Origin of the sequence: Salegentibacter sediminis, assembly GCF_002078605.1 — a bacterium.
GTDB classification, from domain to species: Bacteria; Bacteroidota; Bacteroidia; order Flavobacteriales; family Flavobacteriaceae; genus Salegentibacter; species Salegentibacter sediminis.
The window spans coordinates 476,751-494,991 of sequence record NZ_MSJR01000001.1; the positions used below are offsets into that span (position 1 = coordinate 476,751).

Genomic DNA, 18,241 nt, shown 5'->3' on the forward strand with positions numbered 1-18,241 from the left:
TGAAAATAAAGAAAAGGAGCCTGCAGGTTAAATTGCAGGCTTTTTTGTTTTGAATTCATTTTTGTAGATCTCATAAATCAAAAAAGCATAAACGAATATATATTCTAAGGCGAGAAGCCAGTAATTTTCTTTAAAACCGGAATTGGAATAGGTAAAGTAACTTAGGAAAACCACTGAAGTCCATAAAATCATAAAACGATACTTAGTAAAAACTGATAGCAATAATGGTGTGGCCAGATACCAGGGATGTATGGTAGTAGAAAGGAAAAAGTAAGTGCTTATGCCTAAAAGCATCGAAACTATTATAGCGCTCATAGAATTATTTCTTTTGAAGAAGGCAAGGCCCATTATGATAAGAAGGGTTAAAACAGGCAGAATCTTTCCGGCAGTGGCGATAATGTTATAACCTTTAAGCTCAAAACCAATCCAGCGAATCAGGTAATAAACGCTGGCATTAAATTCGAATTTCTGAAACCATAGCCCAAGGCTCCTGGAAAAATTTGAGATGACTTCCGAAGAGAGGAGGGGTAGGAAGGAGACAACCACCGTTGCTCCCACCACCAAATAATATAAAGCCAATTTTGTGAAGTTTAAACCATTATTTTTTCTGAAAAAATTCCATATCAAAGGCAAAAAGATAAGGGGCAGCAGCTTTACCGAAACCGAAATCCCAAGTAAAATTGAACTCAGCTGCCATTTTTTTTGCTGAAGCAAATACAGAGACCAGACCAGGAAAAACAACATTACGCCTTCAAAATGCAGGTTTCCGGTGAGTTCTATAATGATTAAGGGGTTGAGGATATACCAGAAGATTCTATGTGGGGGAAGGCTAAGATTGAGCAGGAGTTTTCTTCCGAAGAAAAGTGTTCCCAGATCCGCAAAAATGATTAAAATACGCATTATTAATACCGATCCCAAGATGGAATTTCCGCCTAAAAGAACCGAAACGGCAAATAAAAATTGATTCACAGGTGGGTAACTGGTGTAATTTCCCTGGCTAAGATTTCCCATCCCCTGATAAAGTCTGGACCAAAAACCCTGGAAATTTTCAATTAATTCAGATGGTTTGTATAAATAAGGATTGATTCCCTCCAGGATTAATTTTCCGTCCCAAATAAAGCGATAGAAATCCTGAGAGAGGTTTGGCATAGCCAGAAGAAAGATAAGTCTGTATAGAAGCGCTAAGCCTGCCAGAAACCAAAAGTCTGTCTTTTTAAGCTGGATTAGTTTGAGGCTTATAAAGAACAGGCCTCCGTATAGTCCGATAAGTTTTATAAAATCTGCTCGATCGAGGTTATAGGCAAAAGAGAAATAAAAAGCGATGCCGGTAAAGGCAATAAGAATACTGAAGCGGTGGTTTTGGAAAAACTCCTTCATGCTTCTGAAAACTAAGTTCGAATTGTTTTAAAAACCACAAAACCAAAACCAATAAAAAGCATCAAATGGAAAATAGCCAGGCTAAAATCCTTCAGTAAAAAAGCGCTGTAAAGCCCAAATCCAAAATAAAGCCAAAGCCCAAATTCCAAAAGTAATTGCGGACTTAGCGTTTGGCTTAGATATTTATTTTTTCTCCAATTCTGGTTCGTTGAATTAATATTGAATTTTGGCGTTCTGATAAATTCAGATTTTTTCCCAAAATGGCCTTCCAGCACGGCAATAGAATTATGAAGGGAAAATCCCATTACCACCGAGAAAAAACTAAAAAACATTCCTGTAAATTTCAGAAAGCTTTTAAAGCCGCTTCCCTGAACCCTCTTCCAGGCCACAAAATAGCATAAGAAAAAAATGATTGTACTAAGTAGAAAAACTCCCAGCCAGTTAAAATACCAACCTAATTGTGCATGCTGACTTTTTATATATAAAATCGGTACGCTTAAAATTGCCAGTAGCAGTACGATTAAAAACATACTGGAATTAAGCAAATGGAAGAATCCGTGGAATTTTGTGCTAAAGGGAACCGATTTGTCTCTTAGTAGTTTTCTGTAATTTTTTTTAAAGTTTTCGGCTGCCCCTTTATTCCAGCGAAATTGCTGGGATTTTGCAGCACTAATTGCCACCGGGAGCTCGGCCGGGGTTTCAACATCCTCCAGGTATTTGAACTTCCACTTTTTGAGTTGGGCGCGGTAACTTAAGTCGAGATCTTCGGTTAGAGTATCACCGCTCCAGTTGCCAGCATCCAGAATACATTCTTTGCGCCAGATGCCCGCCGTACCATTAAAATTGATAAAATGTCTACCGAAATTCCTTCCTGTTTGTTCCAAAATAAAATGAAAATCGAGCGCAAAGGCCTGAATTTTAGTTAACCAGGAATAATCTCTATTGATATGGGCCCATCGGGTTTGCACCACACCAATTTCAGTATCTTTAAAGTAGGGGACAGTTTGCAAAAGCCAGTCTTTTTTCGGTAAAAAATCAGAATCGAAAATAGCGATAAGCTCACCTTTGGCAATCTTAAGCCCTTCTCTTAGGGCTCCAGCCTTAAATCCCGTTCTGGACTCCCTGCGTATATGTTTGATGTCAAAACCTGCCTCTTTTAAAACGGAAACTCTTTCAGCGATCAAGGCTACCGATTCATCGGTAGAATCGTCCAGGACCTGTATCTCCAGCCTGTCTTTTTGGTATTCAATTGCGGAAATATTATCCAGCAGGCGCTTCACAACGTAAAGCTCATTATAAAGCGGTAACTGTATGGTTACTTGTGGGATTTGGGTTCTATCGCTGAGGTCAAATTTCTTAGCCGTATCGGCTTGTTTTTTGGCTTTTAGGTAATTCAGTAATAATTGGAGCTGGGAAAGGCTGTAGATGAAAATAATTAGTAAAGCGAGGGAATATAATATGAGAATTGCCAAATCCATTATTTAAAACTGTATTTAAGGATCCAGCCCAGGATCTTTACTCCTGCAAAGATAGCACCTTTCACGGTGCCGGAAACTTTTGAGGTGCCAATGCGGTTTTTATAATTCACGGGTACTTCAGTGTAGGTGAGGTTTTTTTTAAGCGCTTTCAATTGCATTTCTACGGTCCAGCCGTAGGTTTTATCCTCCATTTGGAGGGCGAGTAATTTCTCATACTTAATCGCTCTAAAAGGTCCCAGGTCTGTAAACCTTGCACCGAAAAACAGTTTCATCAAGGAGGTGGCAAGCCAATTTCCGAAGATCTGTGGGCCGGTCATGGAACCTTTTTCCCGAAGTTCCTTCAACCTTGTCCCGATTACAAGGTCAACATCCCTTTCTATAATAGGAGTCACAATTTTAGTTAGTTCTTCAGGATAATCACTGTAATCTCCATCTAGAAAAACAATAATATTTGGTTTGGGATCCTGTTTTGCGATGTAATCCATCCCTTTAAGGCAGGCATAGCCATAACCTTTTCTTTTTTCTGATAGTACCGTGGCCCCGGCAGCACGGGCATTTTTCTTTGTGTCATCGGTAGAATTGTTACTCACCACGATGACTTCCTGAACGATTTCTGGAATTTCAGCAACGACTTTTCCTATGGAAGCTTCTTCGTTATAGGCAGGGATGATGACTTTTATAATTTGGGCCATAGGTCTATTTCTATGGGGCAAATATAAGTTTGACCTGGGGTTTCCCCTAAAAAATAGAAAATAAAAAAGCCCCGGAAATACCGGGGCTTTTAAAGGTTGGTTAGTTAGTACTCTAAGTTGGAATTAATTTTCTTCCTCCATAGTTTCTTCTTCATCCATTTCGGTTTCCTGGGTTTCTCCGTTAGATTCTATAATGGTGAATTCACTTCTACGGTTTACAGCATACTGCTCGTTAGTACAACCTGTAGGTTGAGTACAATCGTTAAGCGGCTTGCTTTCGCCATATCCTTTAGAAGTTAATCTGCTACGGTCAATTCCGTTTTCAACAAGATATTCCAGGGTTGAAGCTGCACGTCTTTCAGAAAGTCCCATATTATATTGATCGGAACCTCTGGCATCAGCGTGAGAACCTATCTCAATATTGATGGAAGGATATTTGTTCATAATATCTACAACTTTATTAAGAGTTGGTTTAGACTCTTCTTTGATAGTCGCTTTGTCGAAATCAAAGTAAATATTTCCAACATCTCTTAGTTGTTGTCTTCCCGTTTCTACGTTAGTCTCCCTGTCGTCGAATTCAACTACCGGAGGCTCATAATCTTCGCGGTTGAAAAGGTAAAGGTTGTCTGTCCCTCTTCGGTTAGAGGCAAAATAACCTTCTTCGTCGCCTTCTTTAATTACGAAGGCAAAGTCATCACGATTTGAGTTTACGCTAGCTCCAAGGTTTTGAGCTTCAGAGAAATCTCCTTCACTTCTGAAAACATCCAGGTTTCCATATCCCTGGTGTCCATCTGAAGCGAAATAAAGAACATTCTCTTCACTAATGTATGGAAATTGCTCACGCTGCGGAGTATTAACTCCTGTTCCAAGATTTTGTGGTGTTCCATAAGTCCCATCTTCATTAATATCTACTACATAGATATCGAAAGAACCTTCAGAGCCTGGCATATCACTGGCAAAGTAAAGCTTACTTCCATCGGCATTAAGGCTTGGGTGCTCTGTAGAGTACTCATCGCTGGTAAATGGAAGAGCTTCAATGTTGGTCCAGGTTCCATCTATAAGTTCAGCTCGGTAAAGTTTAATGTGCGCTACTCTAACACCTTCTTCGTTTTTAACTCTTTTTTCGCTGGTACGATCAAAGTACATAACATCGGCATCCTGGTTAAAGGTTGCAGAGCTCTCGTGGGAATCGGTGTTGATCTCGTCAGAAAATAGAAGGATATCAACTAATTCACCTTCGTCAGTCATCTCAGCGCTGTAAAGGTCTAGAGTTGGCTTTTTATTCCACGGATAAATAGGACGCTCCTGATTTCTGGTAGAAGCGAAAACTATACGGTCTCCCATATAAGCTATACCGAAATCTGCAGCAGCACTATTATTCATGACCTGATCTGTGGTGTAAACGTGAGGCACGATAGTATCGAGTTCTCTCTGAAATTCGTCAAAATTAACATCGTTTCCAGTGAATTCACTCATGTGCTCATCGGCTTCTTCGTGTTCACCTACCCCTCTTAGAGCGTGAGCAAACCTGAAACGGTATTCAGGAGCAACTTCAGCCTCGTGTCTCAGGAAAAGCACTCGATAAGTCGCAACTGCATCTTCCATTTGATTGGTATAGAAATAGGCATCTCCAAGGTTTTGTAAAACCTCCTGATTTTTATCTACAACCTGCTCATAAGCTTCTGCCGCATCAATAAGAGCCCTTTGAGCAAAAAGCTTATCGCCTTCTTTTATCTGGGAGCTCTGCCCAAAGGCAGTGATGCTTATCAGTAATAATAAAAGTGTACTATATATATTTTTCATGTCTTGCTGTTTTTAGAAGAATCTAGGTGATTTGTCGTATCCTTTTGTAAGGCCGAAGAGGTCGATGTCCCATAATAACATAACCTCGTGGGTTCCTCCCACATTATACCCCAGAAAATCTGAAGTAAAATGATCGTAGGCATAACCAACCCTTAAGGCAGGGGTGATCTTGAAGTTCACCAGTCCTGTAATGGTTTCGTTAAACCTGTACCCGATTCCTGCTTCCAGTCTGTCATAAAGAAGAACATTGGCAGTAACATCTACCGCTAAAGGTGCACCTTGTACCGCTCTAGCCATAAATGCAGGCTTTAAGCGTACATCCTGGCTGATATCAAATACGTATCCACCAGTGAGGTAGTAGTGTATTTCTTCTTTACCCAAGGCTCGAAGGCCTTGTTCGTTTTCGATGTATTTTGAAGTAAAGAGGTTTGGGGCAGAGGCACCTAAGTAATAGTTGTCTCCAAACCAAAATGCTCCAACTCCAAAAACAGGAAATACTTCATTTACGTTTTGTATAGCACGATCTCCCGGATCCACTACATTAAGACCGGTTAGGTTGGCATCATAGGTAGATAATCCACCTTTAATACCAAATGAGATCTTGCTGGATTCTCCTGCTGGTAGAACATAAGCGAAATCGGCGGTGATATTGTTTTCTTTTACAATTCCACCAATCTCATCGTGTACTACGGTTAGGCCAAGTTCTACCCGTTCACTTACGGGAGTATGAGCGAAGAAGCTGAAGGTGCTTGGCGCACCCTCAACATCCTGCCATTGAGATCTGTAAATACCACCAAGGTTTAACATCCCTGGATCATCGGTAGCATAGCCCGGGTTAATGACACTCATATTATACATATACTGAGTGAACATTGGGTCTTGCTGAGACATACCTTTTATAGAAAAAAGGATAATGCCTGTGAATATTAGATATTTTGTTATAGTTATTTTCATTTCTTTCTAGTGTTTATCCTTTTGATTATCTACTCAAGTAAACTTTACCTTGTTTTGGTTCAGTGCTTCCATCGTTAAAATCAATCACGTAGAAGTATACACCTACAGGTAACACATCGTCTCCAAAGGAACCAGATTGGTTAGAAGTTCCATCCCAAGCAGGAGTGGAAGCATTCCCTTTGTAAATTACATTACCCCATCGGTTAAAGATCTCAATAGAATAGTTTGGATACTCATTAGTGATATTTTTAATAATGAAAGTATCGTTTTTAGCGTCATTGTTTGGTGTGATTATCTCAGGATAAACGATAGGACAATTCTCTACAGATACAGTTACTACAAGTCTTTCTGTGCTTTCACAACCAGTTTCTCCGGTTAGCGTAGCATAGTAAGTTCCTGAAGTTAAGGTAGTAGAAGTTCCCAGTGCGTTGGTACCATCTTCTGAATCATACCAGGTGATTTCACCACTTTCTACGATTTCCGCATTAAGATCGGCAATAGTAGGATTATCGGCATCACAGAACTCAAGGTTTGTTGAGCTAATTGTTGGTGCCGGTGAATCATTAACAGTTACTGTAACTTCAGTAGCTTCAGATTCACATCCGTTTTCAGAAGTAACAGTTAAGTAGTAAGCACCGTCAACCAGCATATCCTCGTCCATCACCATAGTGGTAAGTTCATCATCAGCATACCAGGTTTGTCCTTCTGCCATTGGCAGGTCGGCACCTGTCGCCATTTCGATCGCACAGAAAGCATCCAATTCAGGAGCTGCCGGAGCGTCTGGTACTTCGTTTACAGTAATGGTTAGGGTTGAAGTTGCTACGCCACATTCGTTGATTGGCTCAACGGTGTAGGTCACATCGTAAGATCCTGCACCCATTGCGCTGGCATCGAACATTCCGTCTACTAGAACTTCATCATTGTAAGTGAATTCACCTTCTGCTGAAGCCTCTGCAGCAAGGAAATTATATAGGTCTTGTTCTCCGTCTGTAGTACAGAAGTTTGCAGTCATATCTTCCCCTGCAGTTACTGTTTCTAAAACTGTTATAGTGAAAGTAGCTGAAGCTTCTCCTGTAACACATGGGGAGGTTTCATCTAAAGTATACGTTACTTCAAATTCTCCAGCACCAGTGGTAGAAGGACTGAACATTCCGTCCTCATAACCTTCGAAGTAACCGTTGGTATCGGCACCTTCAGGTAAGAAAAAGAACAGGTCCTGATCGTCATCTATGGAACAAAGCGTTACATCATCGATCGGGTCGATTTCAGCAGGAATTGATTCGTAAACGGTTACAGTTAATTCTGCTGAATCAGAACATTCACCCTCGCTAATGGTATATGTAGTAGTAAAATCACCGATTTCACTTTCATTATTATACCAGTTAACTAATTCCTGGATACTTGGGCTGAAAGTACCATCTCTGGAAACTCCTTCATCAAGCATATTCAAATAGTAATCTCTAACAGAAGTAGAATTAGGGAACATTCCATTTTCAATGTTTGCATTACAAATGGAAGTAGACTTGTCGGCTCCTGCATTTAGGTCTCCGATAATATTAACTGTGAATTCAACTGATTCGTCTCCGGTCACACAATCAACAGTTTCATCAACTACATAGGTGTAAGTGAAAACTCCTTCTCCTAATTCAGAAGTATTAATTGTTCCATCAAAGTCTTCGAAGTAGCCATTTGGATTAGCATCCTCGCTTAGGTAGTCTCTGAGATCGAAATCACCTTGTGAAACACAGAATGTCAATTCAACATCCTCACCCGCTTCTGCTTCCTCAAGATTGTTGATAGTCAGGGAAATAGTAGCTGAATCTGCACAGTTTTCATTGGTCACTGTATAAGTGGTTTCAAAAGTGGCGCTTGGCGAATCTGGTGCTTGAACATATGCGTATACATCCGCTGCCAGGCTTAAAAGTGCCGGATCAAAATCACCATCCTGATCTACTCCTTCAACATCTACGATAGAATTAAACCAATCGATGGCTGCTTGTGGGTCTTCGATCATTTCTGCGGCTTCAGTGATGCAAAGCGTTTCTGAAAAATCATCTCCTGCAAATGGAGCTTCAAAAACCTCAATGCTGAATGCTGCAGTATCAGTGTCTTCAACACAGGCATTTGATGGATCAACCACATAATTGAAATTATATGTACCTGCTCCCAGTTCAGATGGGCTAAAGTTTCCATCCTCATATCCTTCGAAATAACCATCAGGATTTGCATCGTCACTTAAGAAAGAGAATAAGTTTTTGTCTTCTTCATTGGAGCAGAAAGTAGTGGAAAAATCGTCTCCGGCTTCTGCCTTAATTTCACCCTGAACATTTACAGTTACAAGAACTGAATCTTCACAATCTCCGGTTCCTAAAGTATAGGTAGTTTGATACTCACCAATTTTAGACTCCGCATTATTGTACTGATCTCTAATTTCTTCCATTGATGGCTCAAAAGTTCCATTTGAGCTATAGTTTGGAATTAAACTAGCAAAATAGTTTGTGATTGTAGACAGGTTATAAGTTGGCTGCAAATCAGAAACACAGAGGCTAGCTGTAATTGGATCTCCTAATTCTCTGCCTTCAAGAACAAAAATCTGGAAGGTTGTAAAATCAGAATCGCCTTCGGTTACACAATCTGCCGAATCATTTACAGTATAAGTAATGGTATAACCATCTTCTTCATTTACTCCAATTGAAGGATCGAACATATTACCTTCAACTCCCTGTCCAGTAAATGTTCCGCCGGTCATGGCATCAGTACCAATAAGGAAGTCATTTAAATCTACCATCTCATCTCCCACACAAACTTCCTGGTTTGGAATAGTGCCAGCATTAGCATCCTGTGTGTCATTGATGGTGATGCTGAAGTTTGAAACATCAGTTCCACAAAAATCCTGAGGATCTCCTACTGTGTAGGTGCCTTCTAATAATAATGAAGGACCTCTCTCAGTATTCCCATAATAAGCTGCTAATTGACCAGCCAAAATATTTACATCAGGATTAAAAGTACCATCGATATCTCCATCCCAGTTGAAATATTCGAATACTTCAAGAAGGGTTGCTTCAGGATTTTGGGGATTGTAATTTTCTACAAATGTAGCTACTTCAGAAATACAGATTGATTCCTCAATATCCACACCGGCATTTGGCCCCTGAATAACCTCAATGGTGAATGTAGTTTCTTCAGAACCTTCAACACAGAAAATAGATTCATCTACGGTATAGGTGATATCATGAGTTCCAGGTCCGGCAGTAGAAGGATCAAACATATTTTCACTTACTCCTGTTCCCGAAAAAGTTCCGCCTTCAGTGGCATTTGAATCAGTGTTAGTTAAACTAGTAAGTTCAATAGGTTCTTCATTAGTACAAAAGTCTTCGATATTATCAAAGGAACCAGCATTGGCAGTTTCACCTTCAATTATAGTATAACTTAAGACTATAGAATCTGAACACCCATTATCCAGAGCCACTGTATAAGTTGTCTCAAATGTTTGGAAGTTATTCTGGTTATATGCCGAAACGATTTCGTTTATCGTCATATTGGTAAAAGTTCCGCCAGTTGGTGCTCCCGGAATTAGTTCCATATAAAGGTCAATCACATCCTGAGGTACACTATTAACTAAGCCAGGGATTTCTGCATTACATAAAGGAACGTCAGTAACTCCAGATTCAAGAGCGTATTGTTGTAAGTTTGGGCTTTCTAATACTGTGAATTCAAATTCAGCCGTATCTGAGCAACTTCCAGTCCCTGCGGTGTAAGTAGAATTAAAAGGTCCTTCTGATCCATCTTGAATATCTCCGGTGATTTGTGTGATATTAGAGAAAGTCCCTTCATCTACATCTTCACTTAGCAATGAGGTTAGGTAATCTTCCACTTCCTGCTCTGTCACATCAGTTGAAAGGCACACCTCATTGCCTTCAGTGTTATCTTCTCCAGCATCATAACTTTCCAAAACCTCAAATTCAATTACTATATCATCTTCACAACCTTCTTGTGTTACAAAAGTAGCTGTAGTTGTAAAAGTTTGATAAAAATCACCTTGGTAATCATTATAAATCTCTTGAGGTGTTGGATCAAAAGAAACGTTTTCGTATTCAAAATCAATTTCATCTATAAAACTTAATAAAATTTCATTTGCGGTTTCACTAGGATCATCAATACGTGCATCAAGATCTGCCTTACAAATGGTATTGCCTAAACTGTCAGGACCTGCATCGAAGGTGATTACGGTTACTGTAACAGGGGTTCTGAAAGGATTATCTTCGGAATCAAGTCCAGAAGGGGTTTCACAAGGAGGCAAAGGGCTATCACTATCATTTACTACCTGAGCAGCATAGTAAGTTTGACCGTTGATTAATTCAGTGTTTTCTGATAAAGGTTCATTCGCATTTAGAGAACGATACCATCTAATTGCCTGGGTGTTTTCATAAGTTCCAGTGGCCTCTAGGTCAGCTACCGTTGCTCCCTCACATAAAGCCTGAGGTGAAGTGGCAGTAGGACCCTCTATACTGGTTGGGTTGAATCTTACCGCAGTTCTTAAAGATGGACAACCGCTACCTGTTGTGCTGGTATAAACCTGTCCCACAAAGTAGCTTTCACCAGCAGTAAGCGGGCCTGTATAGGGTGTCTCACCAAATTCGGATTCGTAAACTTCAAGATCGTATCCAGTATCATTTACAAAAAGGCCTTCCAGATCTCCGGCACTAAAACCTTCTGATGCACAGGTGGTAAACTCAAAACCAGATACTCTGGAGTTTGTGATAAGGTTCAGAGGTCGATCTTGGCTATTTACGGTTACCTCAACGGCAACTCTGTCGCAATTTTCTGAAGTAGACCCTACATAATAAGTGTCAGTCGCCAATATTTCATCATCAGGAATTGGCTGGGTGTCATTTACAGAATCATCTGTCTGGAAAATTGCGGGATCAGTGCCGCCAGAATACTGAATATCAGCAACTGTAGATAGGTAGCATAAGGTCTGTTGATTTCCAGGTTCAACATTATCCTCATCTGTTACCGTGGCGCAGTCTTGCCCAAACGAGGGCAAGGTTCCAATTAACATAATAAAGGCGAAAAGGAACCAATTTGTTCCCTCCCTCCCAAAAGTAAAATTTTGCATAGGCTAGGTGTTAATTTTAAATATTAGATTTAATCTGATTTAAGTAGCACAAATATTAAAATTATTTTTAACATTGGCCCTCTTATTGTATGCTAGTTTAACAATAATTAGCATTTATAGGTCGTTTTATGAAGTTGTTAGATTTTCGGGACTTCAAATTATTTCAATATTGTACTAAAATTAAGAAAATTTTAATATATGGGTAGGTTTTTTATAGGATTTTTTATTGCATTCATCGTAGTTGCCCCTTTGGCCCAGGCTCAAAATACTTTTGAGGAGGGTGTTGAGTTGCTTGAAAATGGTAAAATTCAGCAAGCAAAAATTGTTTTCTCTGAATATGAGGATAAAGAAGAAGCCATCGATTATTTAGGCGATATCGCCAGTTTTAATAAGAATTGGGATATAGCTATTGAATATTACCGTGAGCTAGTTGATAGAAAACCAGATTCGGCCGAATACCATTTTAAATTAGGAGGTGCACTTGGGATGAAAGCCCTCGAAGGCTCCAAATTCCAGGCAGCCCTATTGGTTAATGAGTTAAAGAAATCTTTGTTAACCGCGGCCGAACTTGATCCTCAACATGCCGAGGTTAGACGCGCTCTGGTAGAGTTTTATATGCAAATACCTTCTATTATTGGGGGAGGAAAAAACCCGGCAATGGAATACGTACAGGAGCTGGAGGATATCAATAAGATAGATGCTCATCTGGCCAAAGCACATATCTTTAAAATTGAGGAGGAGCCGGAAGCGCTTCAGGAGGAAATTGAGAGAGCTATTAAAGTTGCGGTAAATAATCCTGATTTGATCACCAGAAATCAGGTCAATTTTGAATTAGGGGAAAGAGCGGCGGTTCTAAATATTTCTCCCGACGAGGCTTCAGAATTTCTTGAAAGATATATTGCAAATTACGGATACAAAGATCTTAAATCCCCGGCCTTTGCTTATTTGCACCTGGCCCGTATTAAGGCTTCTCAAAATAACAGGTCAGAAGCTCTTAAAAATATCAACCTGGCTATTGATTATAAGCTTATTTTTCCTGAGGCTGAAAAAGAAAAGATGCGTATTCTTCAAATGTAAATTCCCCTTATTCTTCAGGCTTAAATAGTATATTTGCAGAAAATTTCAGCTTTATGAACCTGCACTTTATCGCGATTGGTGGGAGTGCAATGCACAAACTTGCCATTGCCCTACAGAATATAGGATATCAAATTAACGGAAGCGATGATGCTATTTCCGGCCCCTCGAAGATGGCTCTGGAAAAACACCAGCTTTATCCCAAAGAATTAGGCTGGTTTCCGGAAAAGATAGATACAAATTTAGATGCCGTAGTTCTTGGAGAAAAAGTCCAAGCCGATAACCCCGAATTAAAACTTGCTGAGGAACTCGGTTTAAATATATATTCCTATTCCCAGCTTTTGTTTGAAGTAACACGGGATAAAACCCGGGTGGTTATCGCAGGGAGTCAAAGTAAGAACACGCTCACCGCCATGGTTCATCATGTGATGCAGTATCACGGGAAAGAGGTGGATTATATGCTTGAGACACAGGTTTCGGGTTTTGATAACACCTTGAACCTTACTAAAGAAAATGATTTTATTGTGATTGAAGGTGATGAAACTTTTGTCTCCTCGATTGATCATCGACCTAAATTTCACCTTTACCAGCCCAATATTGCCCTTCTCAGCGGAATTGCCAGAGAGAATATTAATGATTTTTCAACTTTAGAGAATTATGTAGATCAGTTTAAGGTTTTTATTAATTCCATAGTAAATGGCGGAATCCTGGTTTATAACGAAGCGGACGAAAAGGTAAAAGAACTCGCTGAAAATACCGAAAATCCAATCAGGAAACATCCATACTCCATTCCGGAATATCATATAGAAGATGATACTTTTATTCTGGATACTCCAGAAGGGGAAATGCCACTGGAGATTTCCGGAGAACATAATATGAATAATCTCGCCGGGGCAAAATGGATATGCCAGCATATGGGCATTGATGAAGATGATTTCTATGAAGCGATCATCGATTTTAAGGCTGCTGTTCGATAGTAAATCTTAAGTAATTCAATTTCAGTCTTTTCGTTAGGGATTTAAAAGTATTTTTTATCTTTAACAGGCGATGGAAAACGAACAGCGAATAAATTTCAGCATTAAGCAATGGGCCGAGGACGATCGTCCCCGGGAAAAATTACTTCAAAAAGGCAAATTAAGCCTTAGTGATGCTGAGTTAATTGCTATTCTTATCGGTTCGGGCAGTCCTAACGAAAGTGCTGTGCAACTAAGCAAACGCATTCTTGCCTCGGGAAAAAATAATTTAAGCGAATTGGGAAAGCTTTCGGTACAACAGCTTTGTAAATTTAAGGGCGTAGGGCCTGCAAAAGCCGTAAGTATAATCGCAGCCTTAGAACTGGGTCGCCGTCGCCGCATCGAAGAAGCTCTGGAACGAAAAAAAATAAGCTCGAGCGCTTCAGTTTTTGAACTGATGCAACCGGTAATTGGAGAACTTCCACACGAAGAATTTTGGATTATTTATTTAAATAACTCCAATAAAGTAATTGAACAGCTTCAACTTAGTAAAGGCGGAATAACCGGCACTTTAGTAGATGTTCGTTTAACACTAAAAAAAGCCCTGGAACTCTCGGCTACATCGCTTATTCTGGTGCATAACCATCCTTCTGGTACGCTCCTGGCCAGTGAACCCGATAAACAACTCACTAGAAAATTAAAGACTGCAGCCCAAAGTCTGGATATTAAAGTGCTGGATCATGTAATTGTAACCGAAAACTCCTATTTTAGCTTTGCCGATGAAGGTGTGCTCTAAAACCCAGGAATGCTATTAATTTATACCCAGAAAATCACCCCCCGAATCATCTATATTTTTAAGCATATTTGCACAAATATGCTGGGGATTTCTATAAGGTTTACTTCAAAAATAGAAGAATTCATAGCGCATGATGGCATGAAGCTTTCCTACGGAAAACAGGCCCTTGGAAATGAACTTTTTATACAGAATACCGGTTTGTTGATGGAGCAGGGACTTTCTGAAGTAGAGATAAAAGTGCAGCCCTGGGGAGAAAGTATTTGTTTTTTTCCGGCTACTGAGAAAAGTGACCTGCCTTTTGACATTTTTGCCGCTTCCTTTTATTTACTGAGCAGATATGAAGAATATTTGCCCCACGTTAAGGACGAATACGGGCGTTTCCCAGCTTCTGAAAGTCTGGCAGAGCAAGAAGGTTTTCTTCAAAAGCCTGTGGTAGACATTTGGGCCTATAAATTCCGCGAAGTTCTGAAGCAACGCTTCCCCGATCTACAAGAGAAGAATCGTAATTTTTCTGTACAAAGTATTATTGCAGTAGAACATGCCTTTAGCTACCGGAATAAGGGCTTTGTAAGAAGCCTTGTTGGGATGTTAATGGACCTTGTAAAACTTCAGTTCGGGAAGGTCCTGGATAGGATACAGGTTTTACTGAGGCTCAAAAAAGATCCCTTCAATATTTTTGAAGACCTAATTCTACTTATAAAACAACACAATTTAAAGTTGATGTTTTTGTTTCAGCTTAGTGATTTTACGGTTCATGACCGCAATATTAATCCTAACAGGATGCCGCATAGATCGGTTATTAAATATGTGGCAGATTATACCAAAGTTGGTTTACTACTGGGATATTATGCGTTGGGGAACATCAAGACTCTAAGAAAGGAAAAACTCAGGCTGGAAGAAATTGTGCACTCCCCCCTGCAAGCTGTTTTGAATAGCAAATATAACCTCAGTCTCCCTGAACATTATAATAACTTAACCGAACTGGAAATTCCCGACGATTATTCTATGGGCTATCCAGAAGCTTACGGTTTTAGAGCCGGTACATGTACCCCGTTTTTGTTCTACGATATCAATACCGAAGTCACTACGCCTTTAAAAATTCATCCTTATGTTTTAAATTCAAATGTGCTGGAAAAGGAGTCAACCGGAAAAATGAAAAGTGAAATCGCTAAAATAATGCAGGACGTAAAATCGGTAGCAGGAAATTTTAATGCGATATTTAAAAATCAGGATTTTTCTGATTATTCAGATAAAGAATTATATTATTCCTTTCTAAAACAGATTCATGAAATTAAATGATATAGAACATATTTATTTTGATCTTGATCATACCCTTTGGGATTTCGATAGAAATTCTGCCCTTGCCTTTGAGCAGATGTTCAGCAAAAGAAAAATTTCTATAAGGATTGAAGATTTTCTTGAGGTATATGTGCCGGTGAATTACAAATACTGGGAATTATACCGGGATAACCGGGTGAGTAAGGAAGATTTGCGGATTGGACGACTGAAAGATAGTTTTGAACTGCTGAAAATGGAAACTTCAGACAGAACCATTGAAGAACTATCGGTAGAATATATAGAATTTTTACCCGAGAACAATCATTTGCTCGACGGAAGTGTGGAAATACTTAATTACCTTAAAGCTAATTATCAGCTTCATATTATCACCAATGGGTTTGAAGAAGTTCAGCATAAAAAGCTTCATAATTCTGGCATTAGTAAATATTTTGCTACCGTAACCACTTCAGAAGAAGCCGGTGTAAAAAAACCTCATTCCCTCATCTTCGAAACTGCCTTAAATAAAGCCAGCGCCCTACCTTCTAAAAGCCTTATGGTAGGTGATAATCTTATAGCCGATATAAAAGGCGCACAGGACTTTGGGATGAGCAGCATTTATTTTGATTATTACCGCAAGAAAGAAAAAATCGATGTAAGACAAATTCAAACGTTAAATGAACTAAGAGATTATCTTTAGTAATAATTGTTTGTTAATTTCGTTAGGAGGGAGTGCCCTCCATAACGAATGCTAATGTCTTTAATTCCGGTAACAAATAAATTTCTCCTGTGCCTTGCATTTTGTATGGTTCTAACCGGGTGTGTGAAGGATATTGATCTGGACCAGGCAGAGGAAATTAGTCTAAGCCCCGATATTGATGTAGACTTGCTTATTTATAATATTAGTGAAGATTATTTTTACCAATCTAAGAACAATGTTTTTCAGCCGGTAATTCGCGATACGGTTCGCCTGGAATTTCTTGACGACGATTACATTCAAAAGGATCTAACTGAGGTGGAATTTTACTTCAGGCATATCAATACTTTTCCGCAGCGTTTTTCTCATACAATCAAATTTCTTTCTAATGCTGGAAGAGAGCAGATTTTGATCCGGTATGAAGTGGCTCCTGGTAGTTTAAACAATCCTGTAGAGACAGAATATACTGAAGTCATTGAGGAGAACCGTATAAATTTGATCCGAAATTCGATTCAAATGGTAGTCGAACTGGAAGCTCATCCTAATTCAGAAGAATTTAAGGGAGAACTGGAATTCGCTTCCACCGGATTATTTAAGTTTGATTTTTAAATATGCGATGCTGGCCCCTCATCACATTCTTGTTTTGTTTTTCAGTGCTATCGGCACAAAATAAACCCCTGCTGTATAATGTTGATGATCTTCCACAAAGTTTGTTGCTAAATCCAGGAGCTCAAATAGATTTCATAGGGCACGTAGGTCTGCCGTTTTTCTCACAAATACACCTTTCAGCGGGGACCAGTGGAGTTAGCCTGCACGATATTTTCAAAAATGATGGCACTAATATTAATACCCGAATAAGGGCGGCGATGCATAGCATGACTTCCTACGACCATTTTACCGCTAATGAGCAAGTAGAAATCATTTCCCTGGGCTGGCAACTGGACAAAAGAAATTATCTCTCAACCGGGATTTATCAGGAACTTGATTTCTTCTCCTATTTTCCAAAAGACCTGGCCATACTCGTAAATGAAGGAAATGCCAACTACATCAATGATGTCTTTGATTTTTCCCAGGCGGCTTTCACCGGGGAAATCATGACGGTTTACCACCTTGGGCTCAATCACCGTTTCGATAAACGGCTCACCGTTGGGGTTAGGGGAAAGCTGTATTCAGGAATATTTAATGCTGAAAGTACCGGAAATACCGGCACTTTTACCACGGTAACCACACCACAGGGTCCTAATAAATATAGACATACCGTTGAAAATATGAATGTTCGGGTGAATACATCGGGCTTTGCTTCATTAAATGAAGAAGAAGGGATGACCGTGGAGGAGGGGACGGCCGAGTTGCTAAAGCGCTCCTTTTTTGGTGGGAATATTGGTGTGGGAATGGATCTTGGCTTAAGCTACCTGGTCAATGAACAGTTCGTGGCCACGGCTTCTGTACAGGATATAGGGGTGATGTTCCAGCGTGAAGATGTCGAAAATTATCACTACTATGGTTCCTATCAAACCGATGGTTTGGAGCCGCTTTTCCCTGAATTAGATGAAACCGGACGGGCGATTCCCTATTGGGATGAGTTTGAGGATGAGGTGGACAAAAACCTTATTGATAGAACCTATAACACTCCCTATGTTACCTGGCGCCCGGCGAAATTTAATCTTGCTATAGAATATGGATTTGGCCAGGCTTTCCTTCCCTGTAATTACTTAACGGTTAATAAGGTTAGATATATGAACCAGATTGGGATGAACCTGGCAGGGGTATTGCGCCCCCGCGGCTTTGTATATGCCTTTACAACTTACTGGGATAAAAAACTCACCGAAAAGCAGCGTTTTAGGATTGCACATACTTTAGATGATTATTCTCTCGCTAATATCGGCCTGATGTATTCTATTACTTTTAATAAATTTAATCTCTATCTTGCAGCCAATAATTTACTGGGGTTTCGTAACCTGGCAAAGGCCAGGAGTACCTCGGTCCAATTAGGCATGCAAATGGTCTTTAAGGATCTTTAAAA

13 protein-coding genes are annotated in these 18,241 nt (G+C 39.8%); 7 read left to right on the forward strand and 6 right to left on the reverse strand.

The genetic code is table 11. The annotated features are described in order from the left end of the window. Nucleotides 1-27: 27 nt before the first annotated feature. The 6 genes from BUW93_RS02255 to BUW93_RS02280 all read right to left on the reverse strand — a co-directional run bounded on the left by BUW93_RS02255 (nucleotide 28) and on the right by BUW93_RS02280 (nucleotide 11,423). On the reverse strand, nucleotides 28-1,377 hold the full coding sequence (locus BUW93_RS02255; protein ID WP_081208783.1) for a putative hexosyltransferase: 1,350 nt from the start codon (nucleotides 1,375-1,377) through the stop codon (nucleotides 28-30). Nucleotides 1,378-1,388: 11 nt separating this feature from the next. Beyond that, nucleotides 1,389-2,855: a cellulose synthase family protein gene (locus tag BUW93_RS02260; RefSeq protein WP_081208785.1), complete on the reverse strand. Its 1,467-nt coding sequence runs from the start codon at nucleotides 2,853-2,855 to the stop codon at nucleotides 1,389-1,391. After that, nucleotides 2,855-3,547 (reverse strand): glycosyltransferase family 2 protein, encoded by a 693-nt coding sequence (locus BUW93_RS02265; RefSeq protein WP_081208787.1) that lies wholly within the window; start codon nucleotides 3,545-3,547, stop codon nucleotides 2,855-2,857. The genes BUW93_RS02260 and BUW93_RS02265 overlap by 1 nt, the downstream gene beginning before the upstream one ends. 123 nt (nucleotides 3,548-3,670) lie before the next feature. Next, nucleotides 3,671-5,350, reverse strand: coding sequence for an OmpA family protein (locus BUW93_RS02270; protein ID WP_081208789.1), 1,680 nt, complete (start codon nucleotides 5,348-5,350; stop codon nucleotides 3,671-3,673). A 12-nt stretch (nucleotides 5,351-5,362) separates the two neighbouring features. Then, nucleotides 5,363-6,304 carry a PorP/SprF family type IX secretion system membrane protein gene (locus tag BUW93_RS02275; protein WP_081208791.1) on the reverse strand — a complete coding sequence of 314 codons (942 nt, stop codon included), beginning with the start codon at nucleotides 6,302-6,304 and terminating at the stop codon, nucleotides 5,363-5,365. 25 nt (nucleotides 6,305-6,329) lie between these two features. Further along, nucleotides 6,330-11,423: a gliding motility-associated C-terminal domain-containing protein gene (locus tag BUW93_RS02280; RefSeq protein ID WP_081208793.1), complete on the reverse strand. Its 5,094-nt coding sequence runs from the start codon at nucleotides 11,421-11,423 to the stop codon at nucleotides 6,330-6,332. 198 nt (nucleotides 11,424-11,621) lie between these two features. Here BUW93_RS02280 and BUW93_RS02285 point away from each other — a divergent pair, with 198 nt between their 5' ends. From BUW93_RS02285 to BUW93_RS02315, 7 genes are all read left to right on the forward strand, one after another. Continuing rightward, nucleotides 11,622-12,500 (forward strand): tetratricopeptide repeat protein, encoded by an 879-nt coding sequence (locus tag BUW93_RS02285; protein ID WP_081208795.1) that lies wholly within the window; start codon nucleotides 11,622-11,624, stop codon nucleotides 12,498-12,500. Nucleotides 12,501-12,553: 53 nt separating this feature from the next. Further along, complete coding sequence (locus tag BUW93_RS02290) at nucleotides 12,554-13,474, forward strand: Mur ligase family protein (RefSeq protein WP_081208797.1); 921 nt, start codon at nucleotides 12,554-12,556, stop codon at nucleotides 13,472-13,474. Between the two features lie 70 nt (nucleotides 13,475-13,544). Further along, the gene (gene radC / locus BUW93_RS02295) at nucleotides 13,545-14,246 is read left to right on the forward strand and encodes a RadC family protein (RefSeq protein WP_081208799.1); all 702 of its coding nucleotides are present in this window, start codon (nucleotides 13,545-13,547) and stop codon (nucleotides 14,244-14,246) included. A gap of 9 nt (nucleotides 14,247-14,255) precedes the next feature. Beyond that, nucleotides 14,256-15,545, forward strand: a complete 1,290-nt coding sequence (locus BUW93_RS02300; protein WP_081208801.1) for a polysaccharide deacetylase family protein — start codon at nucleotides 14,256-14,258, stop codon at nucleotides 15,543-15,545. After that, nucleotides 15,532-16,221: a YjjG family noncanonical pyrimidine nucleotidase gene (locus BUW93_RS02305; protein ID WP_081208803.1), complete on the forward strand. Its 690-nt coding sequence runs from the start codon at nucleotides 15,532-15,534 to the stop codon at nucleotides 16,219-16,221. The genes BUW93_RS02300 and BUW93_RS02305 overlap by 14 nt, the downstream gene beginning before the upstream one ends. 123 nt (nucleotides 16,222-16,344) lie before the next feature. Continuing rightward, a complete protein-coding gene (locus BUW93_RS02310; protein ID WP_232778297.1) occupies nucleotides 16,345-16,827 on the forward strand; it encodes a hypothetical protein in 483 nt (160 codons plus the stop codon). 2 nt (nucleotides 16,828-16,829) lie between these two features. After that, complete coding sequence (locus BUW93_RS02315; RefSeq protein ID WP_081208807.1) at nucleotides 16,830-18,239, forward strand: DUF5723 family protein; 1,410 nt, start codon at nucleotides 16,830-16,832, stop codon at nucleotides 18,237-18,239. Nucleotides 18,240-18,241: the final 2 nt, after the last annotated feature.